The sequence below is a fragment of the Flavobacterium sp. N1736 genome, from assembly GCF_025947065.1.
GTDB lineage: Bacteria > Bacteroidota > Bacteroidia > Flavobacteriales > Flavobacteriaceae > Flavobacterium.
The window spans coordinates 3,099,280-3,125,287 of sequence record NZ_CP109994.1; the positions used below are offsets into that span (position 1 = coordinate 3,099,280).

Here is a 26,008-nt window from a genome sequence, read left to right on the forward strand (position 1 = left end):
TTAGTTATTTTTGTAGTTTAACATTTTTAAATTTAAGTTGATTGAGTTAATAAAATTATCTTCTAGCTTAGAGTTTTCTATCAATTCGGTGGCATGATTGGTTACAGGTACCATATAATTTTTTAAGCAATCTTTTTTACTAAGACCTTCTTGAAGTATAAGGGGCAAAAGAAACGTAGATCCATCTTCCGATTTATAAATTTCAATATCATTTCCTGCATTTTTAATTAAAATTTTGTGGGTTTTAAAATATAAATCTATTTCAAAATGAGAAAATAACACATCCCCAAGCCCTAATATATTCAAGTTAGCATTATTCCAAAATGCCATTAATGATAATGTAGCATCACTTTCAAATTGGTCAAAAACTTCGTTATGAATTTTAATTTCATCAAGTCTAATTTCTTTATTAGTGAGAAATTCTAACAAATCCATTGCATGACTGCAATTATTAACAAAGCCTCTTTGATATCTAATAGAAATATTTGTTAATTTTTCTACACGTAAATCGCTATGGATGAATGATTTAAGATTCAAAAAACTAGGTTGAAATCTTCTCATATAATTCACAAGTATCTTCGAATGACTATTTTTATAGAGCTCCTTTAATTGAATCATTTCTTCAATCGAATTCGAAATTGGTTTTTCGCAAATTATTGTTTTTACACCAGCATCTAAAGCATCACTCAAAATTTTAAAATGAGTAAAAGTTGGAGTACAAATACTTACAATATCAAATTTGGAGAGAGTATCTATCGAAATATTGCTCACTATTTCACACTTATAATGTTCAGCAACTTTAGTTACAAGAATTTGATCAATATCAAAAATCGAAACAGTTGTTAATTCATTTAAGCACCAAGCCTTAACATGAGTTTGTATTTCGTTATTGTTAATGTCGTACTGAGCTCCAATATTACCACAACCAATAACCAAAACTTTATACATTTGCTTTTCCTTTATTTTTTTCCAAAAGAAAAGAATATTTTATTTCGGCAACTTTCCAGTCTTCTTCGGTATCGATATCCTGCACTTCTGACTCAGGCATTTCATATCCTACTGAATTATCAGAAAATAGCTTTTTGTTTTTCAGAAATAAATCAGTCTGTATAAAATAAAACTGTCCGCAATCATGATATGCTGGCGCCAAGTCTTGTGATCTTGTGCTTATATACTCTGGCCAATTCATCTTAATCAAGCCGTTTTCCATTTTTAAGGATCTTAATATTGGAAAACCAAAACTTACAACTGGAACGACTGTTTCTGCATTCTTTTCAATTAGCATTTTATAAGCGTGTTGTAATTTAAAGTCTGTAACAAAAGGAGCTGTAGGGTAAATACAACAAGCATAATCAAAATGTTGACCAGCTTTTTTATACATCTCTAACACCTCTGTAATTACCTCAGCAGTTGTAGCAAAATCATTAGAATTTTCATTAGATCTCATAAATGGTACTTTCGCTCCTAAAGAAAGTGCCAGCGTAGCAATTTCTTCATCATCCGTAGAAACCATTACTTCGGTAAAACAACCAGCTTGTAATGCTGCGTCTATAGAATATTTGATGATAGGATTACCTAAGAAATTCTTGATATTTTTTCGTGGAATTCTTTTACTTCCTCCACGTGCGGTAATTATCGCAAGACAATTTTTCATAAATATTTATATTAAATCAAAAGATAATGCAGTACCTCTTTTTACGGCTTTAATTATTTTTTTTCCTATTATTATGTCAAAATATTTAGGCTCGAGCCCTAATCCCGGTCTAATTATTCTAATATTTTCTTCAGTAAAAATATCTCCTTCTTTCATATCCTGAACAATATAAATTGAACGTTTAAACATTTTACTTTTTTTCTCTACTTCCATTATCCCATAGTTAACTTTTCCAATAGACAGAAAAGCTCTCTCCGATTCTTCTACCAACATTTTAAATTCAGCAGGCTCTAAAGAAAATGCAGAATCTACTCCTCCTTCGGATCTATCAATTGTAAAATGTTTTTCGATAACTCTTGCCCCTAATGCAACGCTGCTTACTGCAACCCCTACTCCTAACGTGTGATCAGAAAGTCCAACATGACAGTCAAACAAATCGGCCATATGTGGGATAGTCTTGATATTTGTATTTTCTGGAGAAGCTGGATATGTACTAGTACACTTTAAAAGTACCAAATCTTCACAACCATTGTCTCTTAATGTTTTTACAGCAACTTCAATATCCGCTAAACTCGAAATTCCTGTTGACATAATTACAGGTTTTCCAGTTTTAGCAACTTTCCTTAATAAAGGAAGATGATTGTTTTCAAAGGAAGCTATTTTGTAAACTTCGACACCCAATTCTTCTAAAAAATCAACAGAAGTATTATCAAATGGAGTACTAAAGCACATCATTCCCTTTTCTTTTGCTCTATCAAATAAAGCCTTATGCCACTCCCAAGGGGTATAAGCTTCTTGATACAATTCATAAAGATTTCTATCTTTCCATAATGAATTAGGATCTTTAATAGAAAATTCATCATGAGATACATCTATGGTTAATGTATCAGCAGTGTATGTTTGTAATTTAATTGCATGCGCTCCTGTCGAAGCTGCTGCATCAATAATTTCAAGAGCTTTTTCTAATGACTGATTATGATTACCACTCATTTCTGCAATTATGAAAGGTTTGTGATAATCACCAATTGTGATATCACCAATTTTAATATCTCTTCTCATTGTTTGTTTTTATATAAAATAAAACTCGGAATTTCTTTTATTATTTCTTCTTTTAAAAATTTATAACCTGCATTTGTAAAGCTTCTAAAAGACGATTTATTTATCTTAAAAATATAGGCTAATATTGTAAAAGTATAATTTTGAGACAAGAAATCTTCCGATGCTTTTTCGATCATTTCCTTTGCAAATCCTTTACCTCTAAATTCAGCATCTACCATTAATCCAATTATTGCTTTATTATTTTCGCTTTTACTAATTCTAACTTGTCCAATTGGTATATTAAATTCATTTAAAAAAACATAAAAATAATTATCATCGTTTTTAACCTGATTACCAAACCATTTCACATGATCTTCATAAATAATCTTTTCTTTTTGATATGAATTATTCCGCACTAAAGTATCATTAGCCCAATTAAAAAATAATTCTACATCGTCAATATTTGCTTTTCTAAATTTTAACATTTTTCAAGTTTTTTAAATTCATTTAAAATTCTTTCACCTGATTTTCCATCAGCAAATATTGACTGATTTTTAATTAAACTATTTATATAAGATAAATTGTTGATTTTATTTAATTTCAAAACAATATCACCTATACTAACTGAATTAAAGTCCCCAACAGTCTCCGCATAATTCCCTTCTATTAATTGTTCATGAATTAATTTTTGGTTATCAGCTGTAATTCCAGTAAGTAAACCAGACTTAACGCAACAAACTTCCAAAGAAATAGAACTTGCAGGACATATGCATATTTCTGCAGCTTCAATTAAGTCTATCATACGCTCAGCATTTATATTTGTATGATGAACAATATTTATTTGTGAATTCTTTGAAATAAATATCTTTAACTGATTATCCTGTATGTAAGCTGCACCTGTAACCACAATTACCTTTTTAATAAAATCTGCTTGAATACAACTCTGGATAACTTTAAGCGTTATATTAGTCGGATCAGCTCCTCCCATGCAAATAAAGGCAGTATCAACTTTTGAAATTTCCCTACTTCCTTTTGTTGCTATTTTCAAAAATTGTTCTCTAAGAATTAAATATTCAAATCCGCATAACACCTTTGTATTAGGACTTACATTATATCTATAAATTAAATTACTATTGGCATGATTTATAACTAAGTCTGAACTAAAATAACCATGTGCAAAATCATCTATTTGGACAATTTTTTTGATTTGTTTTTTTATTGCACCTATATATTCTTCATCAAATGTATAGCCATCAATAACAACTATATCATTTTTATTTAATGATTTTTCAAATTCTACTAATTCATTTGATTCTGATAAAGAAATAATCTTTCCAAACTTTTGCAAAATCAGAATAACCTCTTTAGCTGGACGATAAATTACAAAAAAACACTCAAATTCATTTTTTAACATTTGAGCCAATGCAATACACCTTATAACGTGACCCAAACCTATCTTACTATTCCCATCTGCTCTAAATAATACCCTATTTTTTGTAGAACTCATTAATTTTTTCTATTACAAAATTTTGTTCTTCAAATGTTAAAGTTGGAAACATTGGCAAACTAATACATCCCTTATAATATGCTTCTGCATTTGGCATATCTCCTTCTTTCCATCCAAATTGCTTATAATATGGCATCAAATGACATGGTATATAATGGATTTGAGCAAATATGTTATTCCCTCTTAGGTAATTATATAATCCTAAACGATCATCCACTTCAATAATATAAAGATGATAAGCATGACCATCAACCATACCTGATTGTCCTTTCACAAAAGATTTATTTGAAAATGCTTTATTATAGATTGACGCTATTTCTTTTCTTTTTAATAATCCTTCATCAGCTCGGTCTAATTGACTTAAACCTAAAGCTGCTTGAAAATCAGTCAATCTATAATTAAAGCCTAAAGTTTGCATTTCCATGTACCAAGCTGGATAAACATTCTCTTCGCTATCTGATCCATTTGCAAAATTTCTAGAATTAGTAAAATCAAGGTTATTTTTAGTAATTCCATGAGTTCGTAATTCTAAAAGCTTTTTATATAAACTTTCATCATTTGTTGTTATCATACCTCCTTCACCACAAGCGATATGTTTAACCGGATGAAAAGAAAAAATAGCTAAATCTGCAAACTTGCTATTACCACAATTTTGATACTCGTCATTAGAATCCCTGAAATATCCTCCGGGAGCATGACAAGCATCTTCAATAATCCACAAGCCATACTCATCAGCCAATTTTCTATATGCTTCTAAATCTACCGCTCTTCCAGCAAAGTCCACCGGAATAATTCCACTATATGCCCCTTCTGGTGAATCTTTTAATAACTTCTCAACTTTATGAATATCTAAAAGATAAGTTTCTGGGTCAATGTCTGAAAAGATAACTTCTCCTCCGCAATAACGAACACAATTAGCTGAAGCTGCAAAAGTAATTGGTGTTGTAATCACTTTGTCACCTTCTTTTACATCTAATGCAAGCGTACATAAATGTAATGCAGCAGTTCCATTTGAAACTGCAACAGCATAATTACTTCCCACATAATTTGCGAAAGCCTTCTCAAACTCGATTATTTTTGGTCCCTGTGTCAAGTAATCAGATTGCAGTGCTGCTATTACGGCATTTATATCTTCCTCTGTAATGTTTTGACGACCATAAGGTATAAGTTTATCAATCATTTATTCAAAATTTGAATCTACATGTTCTTTAATCAGTTCTCTTAAACTATCGACAGTTTCCCATTCAGTATTTGTGCCCGAGTTGTAAGTAAAACCTTTCTCAACTTTTCTAGCGTTAAAAGTAACTTTAAAATCATCCAAATTAAAATTTGGAATAGAAGGCAGTATGGTATAATATCTCCCTAAATCGTATGTGTTATAAGAATCCGAAGATGTGATCATTTCTTCATGGATTTTTTCTCCAGGTCTTATCCCTACAATATCCAATTTACATTCAGGAGCAATTGCTTCTGCAACATCTGTAATATTGTAAGATGGTATTTTCGGAATAAAGATTTCTCCTCCCCATGCATTTTCAATTGCATGCATTACCATATCAACTCCTCCCTGCAATGATATATTAAAACGGGTCATTGCCGCATCAGTTATTGGCAATTTACCTTCCAACTTCTTTTTCATGAAAAAAGGAATTACTGATCCATTTGACCCCATTACATTACCATATCTAACAACTGAAAATTTAATTGGATTAGTGCCTTTAATATTATTAGCAGCTACAAATAACTTATCTGAAGTTAATTTTGTAGCACCATATAAGTTAATTGGCGCACAAGCTTTATCTGTTGATAATGCAACAACATTACTAACACTGGTTTGTAAAGCAGCATGTATAACATTTTGCGCACCTCCAACATTTGTCTTTATACATTCATCTGGATTATATTCTGCTAAATGTACATGCTTCATTGCCGCCGCATGAATAACAATATCAACACCTTGAAATGCCCGAATTAATCTTTTTTCATCCCTAACGTCTCCCAACAAAAACCGAATTTGAGGGAATTGTTTTTCAGGAAATTCCTGAGCCATTTGAAACTGCTTTTGTTCATCTCTAGATAAAATGATAAGCTTTTTAATATTGGAATGGTTTTTAAAAATATGAGAAGTAAGTGCTTTCCCTAAAGAACCTGTTCCACCAGTTATTAAAATTGTTTTATTTATAAGATTCATATTTATATTATTTTCTGAAATATTATTTAATTATAACTTTTTTACCAATCTCTACTAATCTATATTTTTTTTATGATTCTTCTTATAACTAATACACAAACAATTAAAAATCCGGCAAAAAAACCACCTACAATCAATCCTTTAAGTTTTCCAAATCTTTCTTTAGGCAGGGGCAAAATTGGCCTATCAATTATTTGAATCAAAGGAGTTTCTTTACGCAAAGTAACTTTAGCTAGTTCCGTCTGTTTGACCAACTCAGCTAATATTGTTGTATTAGCCTGGACATCGACTTGCCTTCTAGCTGATGGCGTACGACGAACATTCAGTGCTGGATTAAGATTAAAAGTATTATCATTTGCAACTGCTACTCCTGTTATAGCACTATTGAGCTCATTTCTGATAGAATCTACTTGGCGTTCCAAAATTGCCATATTTATTCTTGCTTTTTTACTTTTTGTATCAATATAAAAATCCGAAACTTGTTTAGCCAATGCTTCACAAAAATATTTTGCAAAAAGTTCATCTGTAGAAGAAACGTCAATATTGATAATTGAAACTTTTTTATCTTTCTGTGCAACAGTTAATCCTGACTTAGATAAATTATTGTACATCACTCCCAATATACTATCTTGTATTCGTGTAAATTTCTGACGATTATCATTTGGAAGAAATTTAATAGATGACAATTTTGGATCATCATTCCACTTTTCTCTCCACTCATTATTTTTAATGTACATCTCTCCTAATGATATAATTTCCCCTTTTACATTAACAGGTGATAATAATGTTTTCTCTACCATTGATCTAGATTTGAACAACTCCATTAAATTAGAACCTGTAAAGACTCCGCCACCTCCGCCACCCAAATCTAATCCAAATGAGCTCGCTAGTCCTAATGCACCACCTAATCCACCTCCTCCTTTTTCATCTTCTAATGCAAATGATAAGGTTGCTGTATAAATTGGCTTTTTTATAAAAGAGTAGGTTAATCCTAAAGAAGCTCCAACTATTCCTGCTAAAACAATAATTTTCCATTTGGACTTTAAGTAAGAATACCACTCTTTAGCTTTAATTATTAATTCTTTTAACGATATTTCGTCATTTTCAATAAAGTTATTATCCATTAAGTATTTTATTTAAAAGCTGTAACAATTAATAATGCCAAACTGGTTAATACACTTCCTATACTAACCCATTCACCAGTGCTCATTTTTTTAGTTTCTGGTTTTTCAGGAACTACGATTTGAGAATCAGGCGTTACTTTTGGATAAGATCTAAAGAATAAAAATGATTTTGTAACGTCTGCTTTTCCGTTAGGATATATAATATATGCCTTTTTCTTCCATCCTTTATTATCTACACCTCCAACAGAATTTATATAATACTTAAATCCTTTTCCGCTTCTGTATGGAATTTCAGATGTCAGCAATACATTTCCTGTAACTTTAACGCCTTCATTATAAATTGAAACTTCAATTTCATCACCAGGAAACAAAGTAACATTTGAATAATGATTTTTATCTTTTACAATTTTCTCCCAATTAACCGGAATTGTAGCATACTTTAATTCTTCAGTTAATCTTTTAGTAAGCTTATCATTTAAGGTATCATTTTTAGACAAATTCAAATCAATACTTTCTAATTTTTCTATTTGTTCTTGTTTGATTGGTCTTTTAATTTTCATTCCATCTAAATTTGCTATCGATGTTAATCCGCCCGCTCGCATCACAACGTTGTAAACTGTTTCTTTTTTATTTGCTAAAACATATTTACCCGGATAACCAACAGCACCACTAACAATAACCATTTGAGGTTTTTCATATACTGCTATCCTACGTATATTAATAACATCAAAAGGTTTTAAAATAAAATTCTTAACTTGTTCGTTATTATCAGCTGTAATTTCAAGTTCTATCAATTCAACACGTTTTGGGTCATCATCATCTATTGCATCAGATTTTACCATTCGAGCGATTTCTACTCTTTTTGAAGCAGATCCGGTTAGACCTCCAACTTGCACAACTAAATCATTTAACGTCAAATTTTCAAAATATTCATATTCACCTGGATTTTTCACTTCTCCATCAATGGTAACTTTGTATTCTTCTCTAAAATCCAGAATAGAATATACCGTTACAATATCTTCTCTTTTCAGCTCTATATCAGCATTTAAATCTCCTGATAATGCTGCTCCTAAATCAATATTCACAATTTCTGTGGTTAAATTGGTTTTTAAACGAATAATTCGAGCCCTTTTTGTATAAGCATCTTCTGTAAGCCCTTCTGCTCTAGTAATAAGGTCAGAAATTCGCATTCCTTCATTATAAGAGTAATAATCTGGTCTAAAAACTGCCCCATCGATTTTAATACGGTTTTCAAAGCGGTTTAATATTTTGGTTACTTTAAAAACATCCCCGGATTGTGGTACATAAGAATTATACTCACTCTCATTTATATCGTGAACTTTAAATTCTTTTCCAGTCTTTTGCGTCACATTTACTGATGCTGTATAAGCAAATTCATTAAATCCAGATGCAAAACTTAACAAATCAGAAAAAGTTTCTCCCTCTTTCATTTCAAAGATACCTGGTCTTTTTACTTCGCCATCTACTGTTACTCTTTGACTATAAGCGGGAATTCGAATTACATCATTATCCTTCAAACTAACATTATCAGATTGATCACCTTTAACTAAAAACTTATAAATATCAATATTTTTGTAAAGTTTGCTGTTTCGAATTAATTCAATATTTCTATAACTTCCATTTTTTCCTGGCCCACCTGCTAAATGCAATGCGTTATACACTGTAGCTAAAGATGAAATAGAATAATTTCCCGGTTGTTTCCCACCAATAATAGTTACTTTAATCGTTCGGATTCGCCCTAAGCTTACACTAACTTGAGATTGCCCAGATCGAACTGTGCTATAAACTTTTGCAATAGCAGCTTTTATTTTTTGAGTTGCTGCTTCAATCGTCATTCCTGAAACTGCAATTTGACCAACATAATCAATTGTAATTTTTCCCTCAACACTTACTGGTATACTTGCATTATATTCCTGGACTCCAAAAACACTAATTTGTAATTCGTCTCCAGGTCCTAGAATATAATTCATAGGAGTGGGTAATGTTAAATCTGGCTCAAAATTTAAAGTTGGATTATCAAATAATTCAGATCCAAAAATCAAGGCATTAGCAGAATCTTTAACCTTCTCATTTTTAATTTGTTCTTGTTTTCTTCCAAAATCAGAATTCTTATCTGTTGCTTTTGCTTTACTATCTTCGGAATCTATCTTTTTAGGCTGTTTTTTCTCAAATTGGGTAAGTCTGCTTCTTAGTTTATTAAACTCACTTTGACTCATACCTTTTGACAAAACCATCGATTCTACTTGATCAATTGTTGTATTATTGCTTTTTAATTGAGCACTAATTTTTGCTAAGTCATTGTTCGATAAATAATCTACTTGTAACGTACTTAAATCTTTTGATTTCAGTAAATCTTGAGCATTTCCGCTCAAAGACATTGATAAAATAAAAAACAGAGTAAGAACGTATGTTATTTTTTTCATGTTTGAATTATTATTTCTTTTCAGCCAGAGCTGATTTAAATATAAATTATTTTTATTATGAATATTGTTTTTGATAATACTCTTTGTAAGATCCCGAAGTTACGTTTTGTAACCATTCTTCATTGTTAAGATACCAATTAATTGTTTTCTCTAAACCTTCTTCAAAAGTAACAGAAGGTTTCCACCCTAGTTTCTTATTAATTTTTGAAGCATCAATAGCATAACGTAAATCGTGTCCTGGTCTATCTTTGACATAAGTAATCAATTCCTGAGAACTACCTTCAATTCTTCCTAATTTTTGATCCATAATTTGGCATAATAATTTTACCAAATCAATATTTTTCCATTCATTAAAGCCTCCTATATTATAGGTTTCATGATTTTTTCCTTCGTGAAAAACTAAGTCTATTGCAATTGCGTGATCTTCAACAAAAAGCCAGTCACGAGTATAATTTCCATCACCATAAACGGGTAGCGGCTTATTATTTATAATATTATTTATAAAAAGAGGAATTAATTTCTCTGGAAAATGGTATGATCCGTAATTATTTGAACAGTTAGTTAAAACATAAGGTAAACCATAAGTTTCGCCATACGCTCTTACAAAATGATCAGAACTTGCTTTTGAGGCAGAATATGGGGAGTTTGGGTCATAAGAAGTAGTTTCTGTAAAAAGTCCTTCAGCTCCAAGAGAACCATAAACCTCGTCTGTACTTATGTGGTAGAAACGTTTACCTTCAAAATTGCCTTTCCATTGATTTTTTGCAGCATTTAATAAATTCATTGTGCCAATTACATTGGTTTTAACAAATGCTAAAGGGTCTTCGATAGAACGATCTACATGCGATTCTGCAGCTAAATGCAAAACTCCATCAAAGTTATGTTCAGAGAAAAGTTCATTAATAAAAGCTTCATCAACTATATCTCCCTTTATAAAAGTATAGTTCGATTGATTTTCTATGTCTTTGATATTTTCCAAATTTCCAGCATATGTCAAAGCATCTAAATTGAATATTTGATATTCAGGATATTTGTTTACAAAACGTCTAACTACATGAGAACCAATAAAACCAGCACCTCCCGTTATAAGAATTTTTTTCATTTATTTTTAATTAATGTAATAAATCTGAATTTATTTTTTCCAACTCATTATAAATGTCCTTTACATCTTGTGAGTTTTCTTTTTGCAAAATTAAATTTGCTGTATCTGTGTAAACAAAAATAGTGTTTTTTAGCCCTAGAAAAGTTGTATGCTTTCCGGTGCCAATAACCATATTACCATTTTTATCAATTGGATGGTTTTTTAAAACCAAATATTCATAAACGGATTCAAATGATCCCAAATCTGACCATGAGAATGATGCCGGAACTACTTTTATTTTTTTACTACGTTCCATCACAGCATAATCTATACTAATTGATGGAATTTCTAATGACAAATTTAAATCTAAAAAACCGTCTTTACTTGTTTCCCAAACTGCTTTCGATTTTTCGTAAACATCTGGTTGGAATTGTTTTAATTCATCTAATAATACTCCTGCTTTAAAACAAAACATTCCACTGTTCCACAAAAAATTTCCTTTTGCAATAAATTCTTTTGCTGTAGTTTCGTTTGGTTTCTCTCTAAATGATACTACCTTATCCCCTTTTGATTCTATATAGCCATAACCAGTTTCCGGTTTGGTTGGAATAATTCCGAATGTCACAATAAAACCATCTTGTGCTTTAGAAATTGCTTCACTAATAGCTTGATTGTAATTTTCCATTTTATCAATAATATGATCAGATGGTGTTACAATTAATATATCATTAGGGTCTGATGCAAATGCCGCAAAAGCAATTGCTGCAGCTGTGTTTCTTGGTGTGGCTTCAACAATATTAACATAAGCAGTTTGAGTTTTATCCATCACTTTACCACTTAAATGATGATTATCTACATTTCCCACGACCATAACTTTATTTGCCAGATGGCTGTTACGATCTACCGTCATTTCAAATAAAGATTTATTTTCAAATATCTCCAGATATTGTTTCGGTTGACTCTTACGAGAAAGTGGCCACAACCTGCTGCCAACGCCACCGGTTAAAATTACATGTATTATTGAATTATTTTTTTCCATTTTTCTTTAAATAAAAAAAGGTTTTTAAGCACTACAATCTGTTATCAGCTATAGTCCCCAAAACACCTTTTACATCGTATAATAAACTATTTGATTTTTGCAATTCAGCAAAGTTTAATTCTAAAAATTCTGCATGAGAAACTCCTAGAACAATTGCATCAAATTTATTATCTGGAATATTATTAATAGTTATTAAATTATATTCTTTTTTTACATCATTTACATTAGCAAGCGGGTCAAATATTGTAACTGAGATACCATATTCCGTTAGTGCTTTTACAACATCTACAATTTTTGTATTTCTAACATCAGGACAGTTTTCTTTAAAAGTTATTCCAAGCATTAATAATTCAGCTCCATTAACAGAGATTCCTTTTTTTATCATCAGTTTTACTACTTGAGAGGCTACATATTCTCCCATACTATCATTTAAACGCCTTCCCGCTAAAATTATTTCAGGATGATATCCAAATTCTTGTGCTCTTTGTGCTAAATAATAAGGGTCAACACCAATACAATGTCCACCAACCAAACCTGGTTTAAAAGGCAAAAAATTCCATTTTGTTGAGGCCGCAGTTAATACTTCTTGCGTATCAATTCCCATCAAATTGAATATTTTAGCCAGCTCATTTACAAAAGCTATATTAATATCACGTTGTGAATTTTCAATAACCTTTGCTGCTTCGGCAACTTTTATACTTGGTGCTAAATAAGTTCCTGCTGTAATTACCGATTTATAAAGAGCATCGACTTTTTGTCCTATTTCCGGAGTTGATCCTGAAGTTACTTTTAAAATTTTCTCAACGGTGTGTTCTTTGTCTCCTGGATTTATTCTTTCAGGTGAATATCCGGCAAAAAAATCTACGTTAAATTCTAATCCTGAAATTTGTTCTAAAACCGGAACGCATTGCTCTTCTGTAACTCCCGGATATACTGTTGATTCATAGATTACAATATCTCCTTTTTTCAATACTTTTCCAACTGATTCGCTAGATTTATATAAAGGCGTTAAATCCGGACGATTATTTTTGTCAACAGGAGTTGGAACTGTTATTACAAAATAGTTACAATCTGCAATATCGTTCAAAGAAGTGGTGCAGTATAATCCTTTTTCTGTATCATGATTAGAAACTAATACTTTTTGCAAAACATCATCATCAACCTCTAATGTTGTGTCAGTACCTGATTTTAAAGTGGCTACTCTTGATTCATTTATATCAAAACCTACAACAGTATATTTTGTTGCAAATAATCTGGCTAAAGGAAGACCTACATAACCCAAACCTATTATGGCAATTTTTATGTTTTCATCCATTTTTTCTTATTTTTTTATCATCTTTGATCATCATAATTCATAGCTTCGCTACCCTGAGTCACAAATTTTGACACAGGCACCCTAAAATCATTTTTGGCAAATATAATACATTAAGCCTATTTATTCAATATTGTTTCTTACAGAATCATAAAGAAATGTTACTAAAATCCCATATATCTTCAAACCTTTACAAATCAGATATTAGCGATTTCTTCACACAAAAAAAGAGAGCAAAAAACTTAGAAAAAGTAGTTTTGTTCTCTTTTCATGCTAATATAAACAATTAATTTTATTTATATTTTATCTTTAAAACACATCCTAAAGACTCTAAAACTAAAATATAATGTGTTTTCGAAACTTCTTTTACAACTGCTTCCTGATTACTAAAAGCTCCTGATTCTAATTTTATACGATCTCCTATTTGAAAAGGAGTTACTGTAACGTCACTCAAATTAGGAGAAGCTAAACTGTTTTTTATAATATTAATTTCTTCGTCCCTAACAATCGCTGGTTTTCCCAACCAAAATAAATACCTGACTACTCCAGCAATCTGAAAAACTGAATTCCGATCGGTTTCTAACAAGTTTACGAAAACATAAGAATTAAAAAGCGGCACTTCAACTTTCTTCTTTCTGTCTGACCATTGCTTTATCTGTGTAATTATTGGACAATAGCATTCAATCCCAATTTCATTTAGTTTTTCTGCAACTTTTTTTTCCCATTTGGGTTTAGTATATACAACATACCAAGTCATAATTTTTCTTTGTATTGAAATAAAATTTCCAATCCTTCTTCAATTCTCATATCACTTTTAATTTCATTCAATCTTAGTCTCTAATTAAGAACCTATACCTTTATAAATAAATCCAATTGACTCTAATTCGCTTGCATTCAATATATTTCTTCCATCAAAAAGAAACGCAGGTTTATGCATAGAATCGTAAATTTTTTTCCATTCATAAGTAGTAAACTCATCCCATTCGGTAAGAATTGCAATTGCATGTGATTCTTTGCAAGCATCATATGCATTATCAAACGTTAAAACTGCAGCATTATTTTCTTCCACCGACCTTGTTTCCAAATAATTTAAATCGTTCAACATCTTATTTCTTGAAACTTTCGGATCATAAACTGAAATCTTTGCCTGTTCATTGATCAAATCGTCTGCTACATATATCGCCGCAGACTCACGTGTATCATTAGTGTCTTTCTTGAAAGCCCAGCCTAAAAACGTAATTTTTTTATCTGCAACTGTATTGTACAATGTTTGAACAATTTTATTTGAAAATCGTCTTTTTTGATGATCATTCATTACAATAACTTGTTCCCAATAATCTGCAACCTCACGTAATCCATAGGATTTAGCAATATAAACGAGATTCAAAATGTCTTTTTGAAAACATGAACCGCCAAAACCTACTGAGGCTTTTAAAAATTTAGGTCCAATTCTGCTATCCATGCCTATTGCTCTTGCAACCTCACTAACATCTGCACCGGTTTTTTCACATAATTCAGACATCGCATTTATAGATGAAATACGTTGCGCCAAAAATGCATTTGCTGTAAGCTTTGATAATTCTGAAGACCACACATTTGTAGTTAAAATTTTATCTCTGCTTACCCAATTAGCATACACATCAACCAGAGAATTAATTGCAGCTTCTCCTTCAGGCGTTGTATCGCCACCAATTAAAATCCTGTCCGGGTTTAATAAATCGGAAACTGCAGTTCCTTCTGCTAAAAATTCAGGATTCGATAAAATCTGAAACTGAACTCCATTTCCGGTATTATCTAAAATACTTTTTATTGCTTCGGCTGTTCTAACTGGCAAAGTAGATTTCTCAACTACTATTTTATTTTGTTTGGCAACCTTCGCTATCTGTCTCGCACACAATTCAATATATTTAAGATCCGCAGCCATTCCTTTTCCTTTTCCGTAGGTTTTGGTTGGCGTATTTACAGAAATAAAAATGACTTCTGCTTCATCAATTGCTTTTTCAACTTCGGTCGAAAAGAAAAGATTTCTTCCTCTTGCTTCAGCTACAATTGCCGAAAGCCCTGGTTCGTAAATAGGAATATTTTCTGTATTGGGATCGTTCCAATCTTTGATTCTTTGTTCGTTTAAATCGACAACGGTCACCTGAATATCTGGACATTTTTGTGCAATCACTGCCATAGTCGGACCACCAACATAACCCGCGCCAATGCAACAAATTTTTGTAATTTTCATTTAATTTCTTATTATCTTAATCTTTGATTTTTATTTCAAATTATTCCAATACCAGCTTACCGCTTCTTTTAATCCTTCCTGTAAAGAATATTTCGGATTGTAGCCTAATACTTTTTTTGCCTTATCAATACTTGCCAATGAGTGTGGTATATCACCCGCTCTGTTTACTCCATAAACAATTTGAATATCTGCTATTTCTGAATCAAATTCAGTTAGATATTTTTTTAAATAACCAACTAAATCATTCAATGTGTTTTGATCACCAAATGCTGTATTATAGACTGTATTTATTGCTTCCGGATTTTGACTTAACATAGCTAACTCATTCATCTGAATTACATTATCAATATAAGTAAAATCACGCGAATAATTTCCATCGCCATTAATAACCGGACTTTCGTGATTCATTAATTGCATTACAAATTTTGGAATCACTGCTGCATAAGCACCATTTGGATCTTGTTTTCTTCCAAAAACATTAAAATAACGTAATCCAATCGTTTCTAAACCGTATGTTTTACTAAAAATTTCAGCATATAACTCGTTTACATATTTTGTAATAGCGTATGGCGACAAGGGTTTTCCGATCACATCTTCTACTTTTGGTAATCCTTGAGAATCTCCATAAGTTGAAGAACTGGCAGCATATATAAAACGTTTTACTTTTGCATCACGTGAAGCTACCAACATATTAAGAAATCCGGAAACATTCACATCATTCGTAGTTACAGGATCATTTATCGATCTGGGAACAGAACCCAAAGCGGCCTGATGCAAAACATAATCTACATCTTCAACAGCTAAAACACAATCTGCAATATTTCGAATATCTCCTTCAATTAATTTAAAATGAGGATGGTCTATAATATCTTTTAAATTATGACGATGACCTGTCGAAAAATTATCTAAACAAATTACTTTATGATTTAATTTTAGAAAATACTCACATAAATTTGAGCCAATAAAACCAGCTCCACCAGTAATTAAAATTTTATACTGAGTTGATATTTCCATATTCTTCAATTTATTTTTTATTGAATTTGTTAAAAACAGACTTTATAAATCCTGGTTTTACTTCTTCTTCATGATATCCGTTAGAGTATACGCCATACCCATATCCATAAGCACTTCCATATTTTGCCTTATTTTCATATCCATTTAAAACAATACTTGTATTGTTTAATTCACCCCTTTTAATTCTTGTATTCAGCAATGTGATCATGTCTTTTTTGGTATAATTTTGCCTAACAATATACAAAGTTACATCCGCATACTGAACTAATTCTAAAGCATCTGACACTAAACCAACCGGAGGTGTATCTAAGATAATATAATCATACTTGAGTTTAAGCTCTTCCATTAATTCTTTCATTGCCTCACTGATAATTAGCTCAGATGGATTTGGCGGAATTGGTCCGGAAAGTATTACATCAAGATTTGGTATTTGTGTTGAATTTGTAATCTCGCTAAGGCTTTTTTGCTTAATTAAATAATTTACAACCCCAACCTGATTGGTCAAATTAAACTCATCAGCCAATCTTGGTTTTCTCAAATCTAAACCAATAATAACTGTTTTCTTTTCGCTTAAAGCAAAAATAGTAGCAATATTTATTGAACAAAATGTTTTTCCTTCACCACTTATAGATGAAGTAATCATTAACGTTTTTGCGCCGCTAACCTGTTGCTTTTTATATAAAAATTGCAATGATGAACGAATAGCCCTAAACGACTCAGAAAGTGCAGATTTTGGCTTATCAAATACAGCCAAATTAACATTATCTTTATTTACACCAACTACTCCGATAAGTGGAATCTGAGTTAGTTTACTAATATCATCAGTATTTTGAATTGAATTATTAATGAAGAAAATTCCAAAAACAAACAATAAAGGAACCAGAATACCCAAAAACAAAGCTAATACGTAATTCACCGAAGTTTTTGGCCCAATTAAACCCCCGCCAATATCTTTGGCCGGATCAATAAAATGGATATCTGATAAATTAGATGCTTTTACAATTTCAGCTTCATTACGTTTTTGAAGAAATTCTGTATAAATATTATCATTTAAATCATATTTTCTTTTAATCTTCAACAATTCCTGTTGCTCTTCCGGAAGCTTTTTTACGGTACTTTCAGCTTCACCAATTTTTGCATTTATCATTGACAAATCATACAATAATGATGATTTTGCAGTTGCGATATTTTCTAATAAAACATCTTTAACAGCACGCATTTGGTTGTCAAAATCTTTAAAAATTTTATCGCTTTTTACGGCATAAGCCATCTCTGATCTTTGAGTAGAAAGTGCAATTATTCTTGATACATTAGTAACAACATTAGGATCTTCAATTCCTGCTACTGATGGCGCTGGAAGTCTTGAGTAATCAACACTATTATTCAGATAGGTTTTTAATGAATTATAATAAGCGATTTTTCTCGAAATCTCATCTTTCTCTACATCAAAATCCATTATCTTTTCAGAAATTCTGGCGCCTCCTGCTTCAATATTATATACATTTTTATCCTTTCTGAAAGTTTTTAATTCATTGCCGGTTTGTTTCAATTGAGATTCCATAGCAACAAGAGTACTGTCTATAAATCGTATGGTATTGTTTGCAAATTGATTTTTACCGTCAAGCTGAATTTTTATCAGCATTCTTACAGTGGCATTTAGATATTCCACCATTCTGGCTTTGTTTGTACCCTGCATTCCTAAAGTCAATATTGATCCTCCTTTATCGTCAGAATCAATATTTATACCTTTATATTTAGATACTGTACCGTTAAAATCATTGAACTTAACAAAATATTCATTGCCTTTATAAAAACCGGGATTATCATTTATTTGTAACTTCCAATTTAAAAAGGCAGTACAACTTGTTCGCCAACTTTGTATTTTTTTACAAATTCGACAGGCTGAACATTTGTATTTGAGTAAGTATTTGTAGTATAATCAACTACTGAAACCGAACTATTTTCAAAAGGAATTCGAATTTCATATTCATTCTCACTTAAAAATTTAATCTTTATTAAAGTATTTGCAATTTGTCCTTTTGATTTATCAATAGTAACATAAAAAGGAACTGCTCCATAGGCATCAATTAAATTGTATTTTCCCTGACGTAAATAATCAATATAAAACTGCAATTTACTAACAACTAGCTCGTTATGAGACCTTGATTGCAAAATAGTTGAAATTCCATTTACCTGATCTGATATTCCTCCCCAGTTAAAGACCAAACTTGTATTTGAAGTAAAAAAAGGATTACTTTCTTCTTTAATAGAGATCATTGTCTGCATTGCATAAATTTTCTCTTTTCGAATATTTATCTGATATGCAATTGTAAATGCAATTATTAAACTAGCAAGAAACCATTTCCAATAACTGGCAATTTTTAATAAAAATCCTTTAAAATCAAAATTTGAATGATTTTCAAAAATCGAAAAATCTTTTATATCTAGCATCTTTTGAATTTAGTTTAATTTTTTAGAAGTAAATAAACCGTAGTTGCTAATGACAACAAAGTTATAATTGTACCTATTGATTGAATTCCTGTTTGTCCGGTTCCCCATGTTTTTTGTCTTAATGGTTTTACATAGACATAATCATTAGGCTGTAAATAATAATATGGTGATTTCATCACATTAACATCTGTAAGATCAAGATCATTCATTTGAACTCCCGTTGGTGTCTGACGAATTACGGTTACAGCTTTTCTATCTCCTACTGTTGTAATATCACCGGCATTTGCAATTGCTTCCATGATATTCACATGTTCCTGAAATAATGTTTTTGTTCCGGTGCTTCCTACTTCGCCATTAATCGTATATCGAAAACCTGCTAATTTTACAGTCACAAAAATATTTGCTTCACTCTTAAAATATTCTTCAAGCAGCTTTTTTTCAATTTTAACTCTTGCTTCTTCCAGTGTATATCCGATAACATTTATCTCTCCTAAAATTGGCATTCGAATATTTCCATGATCATCAACTGTAAAACCATTGAAATATAATGAAGATTCTGATTTTGCGGCAGTACCGGAAGAACTTTCAGTAGTATTAAAAATACTAACAAGTTTAGGGTCTATTGCTTTTATATCTACACTTAGAACATCATTAACTTGCAATCTATAAGGTTTAGACTCAACTGCAGCAACTGTACTTTGTTCTTCTGAAGTTTTTTTATCCTGCAAATACACCAAGTCTTTTATTGGAATACAAGATGTAAAAAGTGAGCTAATTAATAGCAATATATAAAAGCTGTTTCTTGTCATTATTTAAAATTTATTCGCAAATATAACTTTTCCTTTAATCTTCAGAAAATCTAACTTTGCGTGGTTTTATTTAGTTGTTTTTAAATGTTTTTTCAAATGGAACACGATGCAAAATACTTCTTCCAAGTGTAATTTCATCAGCATATTCTAATTCGTCACCAACGGATATCCCTCTTGCAATTGTAGAAATAATAATTTCTGATTCTGCAATTTGTTTATAGATATAAAAATTTGTTGTATCTCCTTCCATTGTAGAGCTTAACGCAAAAATAATCTCAATTACTTTTCCGGCTTTCACTTTTTCGACTAAACTTGTGATATTTAACTGTCCGGGACCAACACCTTCAATTGGAGAAATCTTTCCGCCCAGTACGTGATATATTCCTTTATATTGTCCTGTATTTTCAATTGCCATTACATCTCTTATATCTTCAACTACACAAATTGTTTGATGGTTTCTGGCTGAATTTGCGCAGATTTCACAAACTTTTGTATCAGAAATATTATGGCAGCTTGTACAAAATTTAATATCTTCCCGCATGTTTAATAATGCTTGAGATAAAAAACCGGTCTGTTCTTTGGGTTGTTTTAGTAAATGCAAAACCAATCGCAATGCCGTACGCTTACCAATTCCTGGTAATTGTGACATTTCGTTAACTGCTTTTTCTATTAACTTTGATGAAAATTCCATAACGACAAAAGTAATACTTTTAATGGTTTAGTAGACTTGGGGACGACTAAATTCAAGATGTTTTAAAAGCGCAAATATACTATAAGAGTAATTTAAGTGTGAAGGAAAGTATCTTTATTTACTTGTATGGACAAATAAAATAAAGACACAACTTTAAACTAATTACTTCTAAAATTAATATTGATTTGTGGCTAATAGAACCAAAGTACAGGCGACTTCTGCCTTAATATTATTTAATTCAAGTAATTGATATAATTCCGGATTTTCAGTTCCCGGATTAAAAACCACTCTTTTTGGCTGAGCTTCGATAATATAATTATAATAATCGCGCTGGCGTGTAGGGTTTAAATATAAAGTTACTGTATCAATGTTTTTAACGGGAATGGCTTTTGTTTGAATTTTTACACCGGCTACTTCACCTGTATTTTGACCAATTGCTAAAACAGTATGCCCTTTTTCAACCAGCATGTTTATAGCTCTGTAAGCATATCGATCTTGTTTTGTAGTAGCTCCCAGAACTAACGTTTTCTTGTTTTTCATCGTTTTTAAAATATTGTACAAAAGTAGTTAAAAAGAATGAGCTTGATTCAGCAATTTTTATTGGCTACAATATTTAAGAAAAAAGAAATATTATTGATAAAAAAAGCCAAACATGGAGTTTGGCTTTTAATTTATTGAACTAATCTATCTTATTTTATTAGTTTGACATAGGGTTCTTTAACAAAATCTGCATTTTGCCAAACTACCACACCATTAAGCCAAATCTTTTTATTTCTAATTGAATATTTATTTTTATAAAAAGTGGACTCAATAGTATCTCTATCTGTTTCATTCCATTGAATATAAGTTATCGTTTTCTCTGACTTATCATGATCATTTAAAGATACTCCTATTCGATATTCACTTTCGCCTTCATTTTCATATTTAAAAATTCTAAAATTTCCAGGGTTATCCAATAAATGTGAGTCAAAAAATTCCTGAGTCACTCCGTCAATTACATATAATATTTTTATTTTGGAAACATCTAAGTGCTTAGGATTTTCAGGATTTAACAAATCTTCATTATCAGCATTAAATACAGAGAATTCCATACTTGCCCCCCAATGAACATTATCATCTTTATTATCATCAGCATGACAGGCAAATAAAGTAATTGTAGTTAAAAAAATCAATATCTTTTTCATAGTATTATAGTTTAATGTTATAGTTGTTTTAGACTTTTTAGTTTTGCACTAGTAATAATTATTTTATCACTTTAAAGTAGGCTTGATCTATACCAAAAGTAAACTCCCAAACTAGTTTTTTATTAAACCAAATTTTACCAGGCTTATACAAATTATAAGCTCTTTTAAAACTTGATTCAATCATATCTCGATCTGTTTCACTCCATTGAATATACATTACTGTCTTCTCTGACTTGTCAAAGTCATTTAAAAGTATTCTTATTCGGTATTCATTCTCATGTTTAACAATTCTTAGAACACTTGAATCATCTACGTTTAAATTTTGAAATTCATGACTCACTCCATCAATAACATAAAATAATCTTATTTTCGAAATATCTAAATGATTTGGATTTTCAGGATTCAGTAAATCTTCATTCTGATCATTAAATACTGAAAATTCTGCGCCTGTATCATCGGTAAGACCTAAAATATCTTTCTCACCTGCATTATCACAGGAGAAAAAAGTAATCATTGTTAAAAAAACTAGTATCTTTTTCATAGTGTTATGGTTTAATGTTATGAATCATCTTTAAATCTGTGGTGAAATTATGAACACCAGGGTTAAAATTATTATATGCATAATAGCCATTATTATTTCTAGATGGATCCCATCCCCAATTCATATGGAGATAAAGTGTACTCAGTCCTGTGCAGTCGTCGAAATAATAATTGGTTAATTGATATCCATCACAAACCCACATATGTCCACCAGTACCAAATCCTTCTAACAATACCGGTCTTCCGGATGCTAAATTATTTTTTACAACTTGATAATTATAGTTGGAATAATCAGCAGAAGAGTACTTAAACTGCTTCTTTAAAACTTGTCCTATATCCGTATATCTTGATACACCTGTAGCATTACAGGCATAGGAGAGTACATCCGGATAAACGGAACGAATAGCATTATGAATATCTAATATAAAATTTGCGGTTGTAACACTAGGATTATTCATTGGCATTGCTGACCAATTATAATTAGTAGGATATTGATAATACCGCATAACTTACGCCATCGCTATAGGCACACAGCCAGCATAAACATGCTCAGTTAGACCATCACAAGTCTTATCTGGCAGAGCATCATTATAACCTCCTAACTGCCACCACGTTGATTTTAAATAAGGTCCTTTTGTTTCTGTGGTAGTGCGCTCAACACATTGATCCAGTGGTACTTTTGCAAACATTCCTTGATTCGCAAGTGTATTCTTAACTTGTCTCCAGGCTAACTTTTCTTTTTCAGTTTGTTTAATTGTAGATTTTTGAATAGCGGTAATTTGCGTTTCAGCATCTTTCATCCAGGATTTCAAGCCTTCAGAATAATCTTTTTCATCAACTATAAATTTGCCCTCATCAGAAAAAGCAATTATGGGCTGCATTCTATTATCCGCAGATAAAATGATATAGCCGCCATGAATATAGTTTATTACATAAAAAACAGTAATCCCTTTTTCATTTTTGATTTCATTAATGTCTTCTATATTCTTTTTTATAATTCCGGCAGCAGTTTTACCAGTTACGGAATTGTTTTTAAAAGACATTCCTGATCCAATTTCTTTTGCCAAAGAAAGCTGGACAAAATTTTCTTGAGATACTGTGTTTGAATCTCCTAACTCACTATCTTTTGAACAGGAAAACATGGCAAGTAAAGCCAAAATAAAAAACCAGTGGTAAATTTTTAATTGCTTCATAATTATCGGTTTAATTAGTTATATACCAAAATTGGCTTATACAACTAACTAATCTAACCCCGATAAGCTATAAAAATATCATTAAAAGCTTTACTTTATTTAAGGTTTTTATCGCTTAAAACACTAATTGCTAAAATAAATTAAAACCAGTATTGAATTTATAATAAAAATCTTTCACTTTCTGAAAAATAGAATCAGACAAAAACTTTCAAATCTTAAAAATTAACTACTTTTACTTCATTAACTAAACACTATGGATTTATTCATTTACTTATTTGCTGCTCTTTTTTCGGTTTTAAACCCAATTGGCACTGTCCCAATTTTTGTTGGACTTACACAGGACGATTCTCAAAAAGAACGCTCAAGAATTTCACTCTGGACAGCGATAAACGTTTTTATAATTTTAATGGTTTCTTATTTTATTGGACAATACGTTTTAACCTTTTTTGGAATTAGTATTGATGCTCTTAGAATTGCAGGTGGAATTGTGATTGTAAATTCAGGTTTTTCTTTACTCTCCGGAAAATTCAATAAAAAACGAGGAATCAACAAAAAAATAGAACATGACGCACAGCATCGAAATGACATTGCCTTAACACCATTAGCAATACCAATGCTTGCAGGTCCGGGTTCAATGTCTCTATTAATTGCTTTTTATCAGGAACATCACCAAATGAACGAAATAATTATTTCGAGTTTGGCAATTCTGGCTATTGCAATTGCCATTTTTGCTATTCTTAAAAGTGCACATTATTTAGCCCGAATACTTGGTGCTTCGGGAATTGTTGCTATTTCAAGAATTGTTGGGTTTATTGTAATTTCTATCGGAATTCAATATATCGTAAGTTCAATAGTTAACATTATAAAAGGAAACCTGATGTAGATGTCTTTTTATTTCATTATCTGACAAAAGAATATTTACAGGAACTTTTTTTATCTTTGAAAGCATAATTTTTAATCCAAATGGCGTTATCTTTAAGCCTCAAGGAAATTTATATTAAATAATGGAACAGAAAATACATCAGGGAAGAAACGTAAAGCGTTTCAGAGAAATGCTCGGTATCAAACAAGAGTCATTGGCTTTTGATTTGGGAAACGAATGGAATCAAAAGAAAATCTCTATGCTGGAGCAAAAAGATGTAATTGAAGATGACATACTTGATCAAATCTCACATATTTTAAAAATTCCTGTGGAAGCTTTTCAGAACTTTGATGAGGAACAAGCAATAAATATTATTTCTAATACATTTAATATTGAAAAAGAGGCTTATATAGGAAACTCTAAACCTGTATTCAACATCAATCCATTCGACGAATTAAAAAAACTTCACGAAGAAAAGATAGCTTTGTATGAAAGAATGTTGAAAGAAAAAGATGAAATGATGGCAAAGTTTGAAAAATTAATTAATAAATAATTTAGCAATTCTCATTCATAAAAAAGGCTCAACCAAATAGTTGAGCCTTTTTTATATCAAATTTTATTATTCTGTTTTCAATTGTATATCTCAAAATCAAAAACGAACCTTAACTTCTTGGCAAAAATACTTCTGCCATCATACATCTGGCACTTCCGCCGCCGCAAGCTTCAATTGTATCAAGACTAGAACTTAAAATTTCAGCATGATTTTCTAATTGTGCAATTTGCTTCGGAGTTAAACTCTGATGTGCTGATGCACTCATTACAATATATTTTTTATCATTTGTGCCTAGAACTTCTAACATATTACCGGCAAAATTATTTACCTGAGCTTCTGTTATCAGAATAACTTCTTTTTTATCAGCTTTTAGATTTTCGAGAACCATTTTACGCTCTTTTTTGTCATCAATACAATCTGCACAGATAACTGCAAAAGTTTCACCCAAACACATCATTACGTTGGTGTGATAGATTAATTTGCGTTCTCCATCTACGGTTTGAAAAGCTTCAAAAATAACAGGCGCATAATCAAAATCTTCACAGAATTCAATAAATAGTTCTTCATCAGCACGAGGAGATAAAGCGCAATATGCTTTTCCATTAGTTCTGTCTAAAAGTAAACTCCCAGTTCCTTCAAGAAAAAAACCATCTTCTTCTGCCGATGTATAATCCATTATATTAGAAATCTCAAAACCTTTGTTTTCAAGTGTATCTAAAATATCTTCGCGACGCTCGTGACGACGGTTTTCAGCAAACATTGGATATAATGCCACATCTCCATTTTCGTGAAATGAAACCCAATTGTTTGGAAAAATACTATCCGGAGTATCGGTTTCTAAATTATCTTCTATAACTGTAACATCAACTCCAACGGCTCGCAATTTTTCTACAAAAGCATCAAATTCTTGCTGTGCTTTGGCATTTACTGTACTTGGTAAAAGTCCGTCTAATACTTTTTGATAATAATTATTTACAGCTGTTTGCTCATTCATTCTAAAAGCAACTGGCCGAATCATTACGATTGCATTTGTTGTTTGTTTCATTTTAATATTTTTTTTGTTTCAAGTTTCATGTTTCAAGTTTTTC

25 protein-coding genes and 1 pseudogene are annotated in these 26,008 nt (G+C 31.1%); 2 read left to right on the forward strand and 24 right to left on the reverse strand.

Features of this window, described 5'->3' with window-relative positions:
- The 23 genes and pseudogenes from OLM54_RS13195 to OLM54_RS13305 all read right to left on the reverse strand — a co-directional run bounded on the left by OLM54_RS13195 (position 1) and on the right by OLM54_RS13305 (position 23,505).
- Entirely contained in the window at positions 1 to 948 is a 948-nt protein-coding gene (locus OLM54_RS13195) for a Gfo/Idh/MocA family protein (protein ID WP_264535078.1), read from the reverse strand.
- Positions 941 to 1,654, reverse strand: coding sequence for a pseudaminic acid cytidylyltransferase (gene pseF / locus OLM54_RS13200; protein WP_264535079.1), 714 nt, complete (start codon positions 1,652 to 1,654; stop codon positions 941 to 943). Before pseF ends, OLM54_RS13195 begins: the two co-directional genes overlap by 8 nt.
- A gap of 6 nt (positions 1,655 to 1,660) precedes the next feature.
- The gene (gene pseI / locus OLM54_RS13205; protein WP_264535080.1) at positions 1,661 to 2,713 is read right to left on the reverse strand and encodes a pseudaminic acid synthase; all 1,053 of its coding nucleotides are present in this window, start codon (positions 2,711 to 2,713) and stop codon (positions 1,661 to 1,663) included.
- Positions 2,710 to 3,177: a GNAT family N-acetyltransferase gene (locus OLM54_RS13210; RefSeq protein ID WP_264535081.1), complete on the reverse strand. Its 468-nt coding sequence runs from the start codon at positions 3,175 to 3,177 to the stop codon at positions 2,710 to 2,712. The genes pseI and OLM54_RS13210 overlap by 4 nt, the downstream gene beginning before the upstream one ends.
- Entirely contained in the window at positions 3,171 to 4,199 is a 1,029-nt protein-coding gene (pseG, locus tag OLM54_RS13215) for a UDP-2,4-diacetamido-2,4,6-trideoxy-beta-L-altropyranose hydrolase (RefSeq protein ID WP_264535082.1), read from the reverse strand. The genes OLM54_RS13210 and pseG overlap by 7 nt, the downstream gene beginning before the upstream one ends.
- Positions 4,180 to 5,379 carry a UDP-4-amino-4,6-dideoxy-N-acetyl-beta-L-altrosamine transaminase gene (gene pseC, locus OLM54_RS13220; protein ID WP_264535083.1) on the reverse strand — a complete coding sequence of 400 codons (1,200 nt, stop codon included), beginning with the start codon at positions 5,377 to 5,379 and terminating at the stop codon, positions 4,180 to 4,182. The genes pseG and pseC overlap by 20 nt, the downstream gene beginning before the upstream one ends.
- A complete protein-coding gene (gene pseB, locus OLM54_RS13225; protein ID WP_264535084.1) occupies positions 5,380 to 6,390 on the reverse strand; it encodes a UDP-N-acetylglucosamine 4,6-dehydratase (inverting) in 1,011 nt (336 codons plus the stop codon).
- Between the two features lie 59 nt (positions 6,391 to 6,449).
- On the reverse strand, positions 6,450 to 7,514 hold the full coding sequence (locus OLM54_RS13230) for a Wzz/FepE/Etk N-terminal domain-containing protein (protein ID WP_264535085.1): 1,065 nt from the start codon (positions 7,512 to 7,514) through the stop codon (positions 6,450 to 6,452).
- An 8-nt stretch (positions 7,515 to 7,522) separates the two neighbouring features.
- A complete protein-coding gene (locus OLM54_RS13235; RefSeq protein WP_264535086.1) occupies positions 7,523 to 9,958 on the reverse strand; it encodes an SLBB domain-containing protein in 2,436 nt (811 codons plus the stop codon).
- A gap of 55 nt (positions 9,959 to 10,013) precedes the next feature.
- Entirely contained in the window at positions 10,014 to 11,060 is a 1,047-nt protein-coding gene (gene rfbB, locus OLM54_RS13240) for a dTDP-glucose 4,6-dehydratase (RefSeq protein ID WP_264535087.1), read from the reverse strand.
- A gap of 10 nt (positions 11,061 to 11,070) precedes the next feature.
- A complete protein-coding gene (locus OLM54_RS13245) occupies positions 11,071 to 12,078 on the reverse strand; it encodes a mannose-1-phosphate guanylyltransferase (protein ID WP_264535088.1) in 1,008 nt (335 codons plus the stop codon).
- 31 nt (positions 12,079 to 12,109) lie between these two features.
- Positions 12,110 to 13,393 carry a nucleotide sugar dehydrogenase gene (locus OLM54_RS13250; RefSeq protein WP_264535089.1) on the reverse strand — a complete coding sequence of 428 codons (1,284 nt, stop codon included), beginning with the start codon at positions 13,391 to 13,393 and terminating at the stop codon, positions 12,110 to 12,112.
- Between the two features lie 289 nt (positions 13,394 to 13,682).
- Positions 13,683 to 14,147, reverse strand: a complete 465-nt coding sequence (locus OLM54_RS13255) for a UpxY family transcription antiterminator (protein WP_264535090.1) — start codon at positions 14,145 to 14,147, stop codon at positions 13,683 to 13,685.
- Positions 14,148 to 14,231: 84 nt separating this feature from the next.
- Positions 14,232 to 15,623 carry a UDP-glucose 6-dehydrogenase gene (locus tag OLM54_RS13260; RefSeq protein ID WP_264535091.1) on the reverse strand — a complete coding sequence of 464 codons (1,392 nt, stop codon included), beginning with the start codon at positions 15,621 to 15,623 and terminating at the stop codon, positions 14,232 to 14,234.
- 30 nt (positions 15,624 to 15,653) lie between these two features.
- Positions 15,654 to 16,637, reverse strand: a complete 984-nt coding sequence (locus OLM54_RS13265; RefSeq protein WP_264535092.1) for an SDR family oxidoreductase — start codon at positions 16,635 to 16,637, stop codon at positions 15,654 to 15,656.
- A gap of 10 nt (positions 16,638 to 16,647) precedes the next feature.
- A pseudogene (locus OLM54_RS13270) lies at positions 16,648 to 19,088 on the reverse strand (polysaccharide biosynthesis tyrosine autokinase).
- A 14-nt stretch (positions 19,089 to 19,102) separates the two neighbouring features.
- A complete protein-coding gene (locus OLM54_RS13275; RefSeq protein WP_264535093.1) occupies positions 19,103 to 19,897 on the reverse strand; it encodes a polysaccharide biosynthesis/export family protein in 795 nt (264 codons plus the stop codon).
- Between the two features lie 70 nt (positions 19,898 to 19,967).
- Positions 19,968 to 20,588, reverse strand: a complete 621-nt coding sequence (gene recR, locus OLM54_RS13280) for a recombination mediator RecR (RefSeq protein ID WP_264535094.1) — start codon at positions 20,586 to 20,588, stop codon at positions 19,968 to 19,970.
- 174 nt (positions 20,589 to 20,762) lie between these two features.
- A complete protein-coding gene (locus OLM54_RS13285; RefSeq protein WP_264535095.1) occupies positions 20,763 to 21,128 on the reverse strand; it encodes a CoA-binding protein in 366 nt (121 codons plus the stop codon).
- 149 nt (positions 21,129 to 21,277) lie between these two features.
- On the reverse strand, positions 21,278 to 21,772 hold the full coding sequence (locus OLM54_RS13290) for a hypothetical protein (RefSeq protein WP_264535096.1): 495 nt from the start codon (positions 21,770 to 21,772) through the stop codon (positions 21,278 to 21,280).
- Positions 21,773 to 21,830: 58 nt separating this feature from the next.
- Positions 21,831 to 22,313: a hypothetical protein gene (locus OLM54_RS13295; protein WP_264535097.1), complete on the reverse strand. Its 483-nt coding sequence runs from the start codon at positions 22,311 to 22,313 to the stop codon at positions 21,831 to 21,833.
- Positions 22,314 to 22,317: 4 nt separating this feature from the next.
- Positions 22,318 to 22,818 carry a C10 family peptidase gene (locus OLM54_RS13300; RefSeq protein ID WP_264535098.1) on the reverse strand — a complete coding sequence of 167 codons (501 nt, stop codon included), beginning with the start codon at positions 22,816 to 22,818 and terminating at the stop codon, positions 22,318 to 22,320.
- Between the two features lie 3 nt (positions 22,819 to 22,821).
- Complete coding sequence (locus OLM54_RS13305) at positions 22,822 to 23,505, reverse strand: Spi family protease inhibitor (protein WP_264535099.1); 684 nt, start codon at positions 23,503 to 23,505, stop codon at positions 22,822 to 22,824.
- A 253-nt stretch (positions 23,506 to 23,758) separates the two neighbouring features.
- Between OLM54_RS13305 and OLM54_RS13310 the strand changes: the two genes are divergently transcribed.
- Both OLM54_RS13310 and OLM54_RS13315 read left to right on the forward strand, forming a co-directional pair.
- Positions 23,759 to 24,388, forward strand: coding sequence for a MarC family NAAT transporter (locus OLM54_RS13310; RefSeq protein ID WP_264535100.1), 630 nt, complete (start codon positions 23,759 to 23,761; stop codon positions 24,386 to 24,388).
- Between the two features lie 121 nt (positions 24,389 to 24,509).
- On the forward strand, positions 24,510 to 24,920 hold the full coding sequence (locus tag OLM54_RS13315; RefSeq protein ID WP_264535101.1) for an XRE family transcriptional regulator: 411 nt from the start codon (positions 24,510 to 24,512) through the stop codon (positions 24,918 to 24,920).
- A gap of 109 nt (positions 24,921 to 25,029) precedes the next feature.
- On the opposite strand, the gene ctlX is transcribed toward OLM54_RS13315, so the two are convergent.
- A complete protein-coding gene (gene ctlX, locus OLM54_RS13320; RefSeq protein WP_264535102.1) occupies positions 25,030 to 25,965 on the reverse strand; it encodes a citrulline utilization hydrolase CtlX in 936 nt (311 codons plus the stop codon).
- Between the last annotated feature and the right edge of the window lie 43 nt (positions 25,966 to 26,008).

Bases quoted from the DNA above. Each gene is read 5' to 3' on its own strand.
- OLM54_RS13195 (WP_264535078.1), bottom strand. From the start codon at position 948: ATGTATAAAGTTTTGGTTATTGGTTGTGGTAATATTGGAGCTCAGTAC.
- pseF (WP_264535079.1), bottom strand. From the start codon at position 1,654: ATGAAAAATTGTCTTGCGATAATTACCGCACGTGGAGGAAGTAAAAGA.
- pseI (WP_264535080.1), bottom strand. From the start codon at position 2,713: ATGAGAAGAGATATTAAAATTGGTGATATCACAATTGGTGATTATCAC.
- OLM54_RS13210 (WP_264535081.1), bottom strand. From the start codon at position 3,177: ATGTTAAAATTTAGAAAAGCAAATATTGACGATGTAGAATTATTTTTT.
- pseG (WP_264535082.1), bottom strand. From the start codon at position 4,199: ATGAGTTCTACAAAAAATAGGGTATTATTTAGAGCAGATGGGAATAGT.
- pseC (WP_264535083.1), bottom strand. From the start codon at position 5,379: ATGATTGATAAACTTATACCTTATGGTCGTCAAAACATTACAGAGGAA.
- pseB (WP_264535084.1), bottom strand. From the start codon at position 6,390: ATGAATCTTATAAATAAAACAATTTTAATAACTGGTGGAACAGGTTCT.
- OLM54_RS13230 (WP_264535085.1), bottom strand. From the start codon at position 7,514: ATGGATAATAACTTTATTGAAAATGACGAAATATCGTTAAAAGAATTA.
- OLM54_RS13235 (WP_264535086.1), bottom strand. From the start codon at position 9,958: ATGAAAAAAATAACATACGTTCTTACTCTGTTTTTTATTTTATCAATG.
- rfbB (WP_264535087.1), bottom strand. From the start codon at position 11,060: ATGAAAAAAATTCTTATAACGGGAGGTGCTGGTTTTATTGGTTCTCAT.
- OLM54_RS13245 (WP_264535088.1), bottom strand. From the start codon at position 12,078: ATGGAAAAAAATAATTCAATAATACATGTAATTTTAACCGGTGGCGTT.
- OLM54_RS13250 (WP_264535089.1), bottom strand. From the start codon at position 13,393: ATGGATGAAAACATAAAAATTGCCATAATAGGTTTGGGTTATGTAGGT.
- OLM54_RS13255 (WP_264535090.1), bottom strand. From the start codon at position 14,147: ATGACTTGGTATGTTGTATATACTAAACCCAAATGGGAAAAAAAAGTT.
- OLM54_RS13260 (WP_264535091.1), bottom strand. From the start codon at position 15,623: ATGAAAATTACAAAAATTTGTTGCATTGGCGCGGGTTATGTTGGTGGT.
- OLM54_RS13265 (WP_264535092.1), bottom strand. From the start codon at position 16,637: ATGGAAATATCAACTCAGTATAAAATTTTAATTACTGGTGGAGCTGGT.
- OLM54_RS13275 (WP_264535093.1), bottom strand. From the start codon at position 19,897: ATGACAAGAAACAGCTTTTATATATTGCTATTAATTAGCTCACTTTTT.
- recR (WP_264535094.1), bottom strand. From the start codon at position 20,588: ATGGAATTTTCATCAAAGTTAATAGAAAAAGCAGTTAACGAAATGTCA.
- OLM54_RS13285 (WP_264535095.1), bottom strand. From the start codon at position 21,128: ATGAAAAACAAGAAAACGTTAGTTCTGGGAGCTACTACAAAACAAGAT.
- OLM54_RS13290 (WP_264535096.1), bottom strand. From the start codon at position 21,772: ATGAAAAAGATATTGATTTTTTTAACTACAATTACTTTATTTGCCTGT.
- OLM54_RS13295 (WP_264535097.1), bottom strand. From the start codon at position 22,313: ATGAAAAAGATACTAGTTTTTTTAACAATGATTACTTTTTTCTCCTGT.
- OLM54_RS13300 (WP_264535098.1), bottom strand. From the start codon at position 22,818: ATGCGGTATTATCAATATCCTACTAATTATAATTGGTCAGCAATGCCA.
- OLM54_RS13305 (WP_264535099.1), bottom strand. From the start codon at position 23,505: ATGAAGCAATTAAAAATTTACCACTGGTTTTTTATTTTGGCTTTACTT.
- OLM54_RS13310 (WP_264535100.1), top strand. From the start codon at position 23,759: ATGGATTTATTCATTTACTTATTTGCTGCTCTTTTTTCGGTTTTAAAC.
- OLM54_RS13315 (WP_264535101.1), top strand. From the start codon at position 24,510: ATGGAACAGAAAATACATCAGGGAAGAAACGTAAAGCGTTTCAGAGAA.
- ctlX (WP_264535102.1), bottom strand. From the start codon at position 25,965: ATGAAACAAACAACAAATGCAATCGTAATGATTCGGCCAGTTGCTTTT.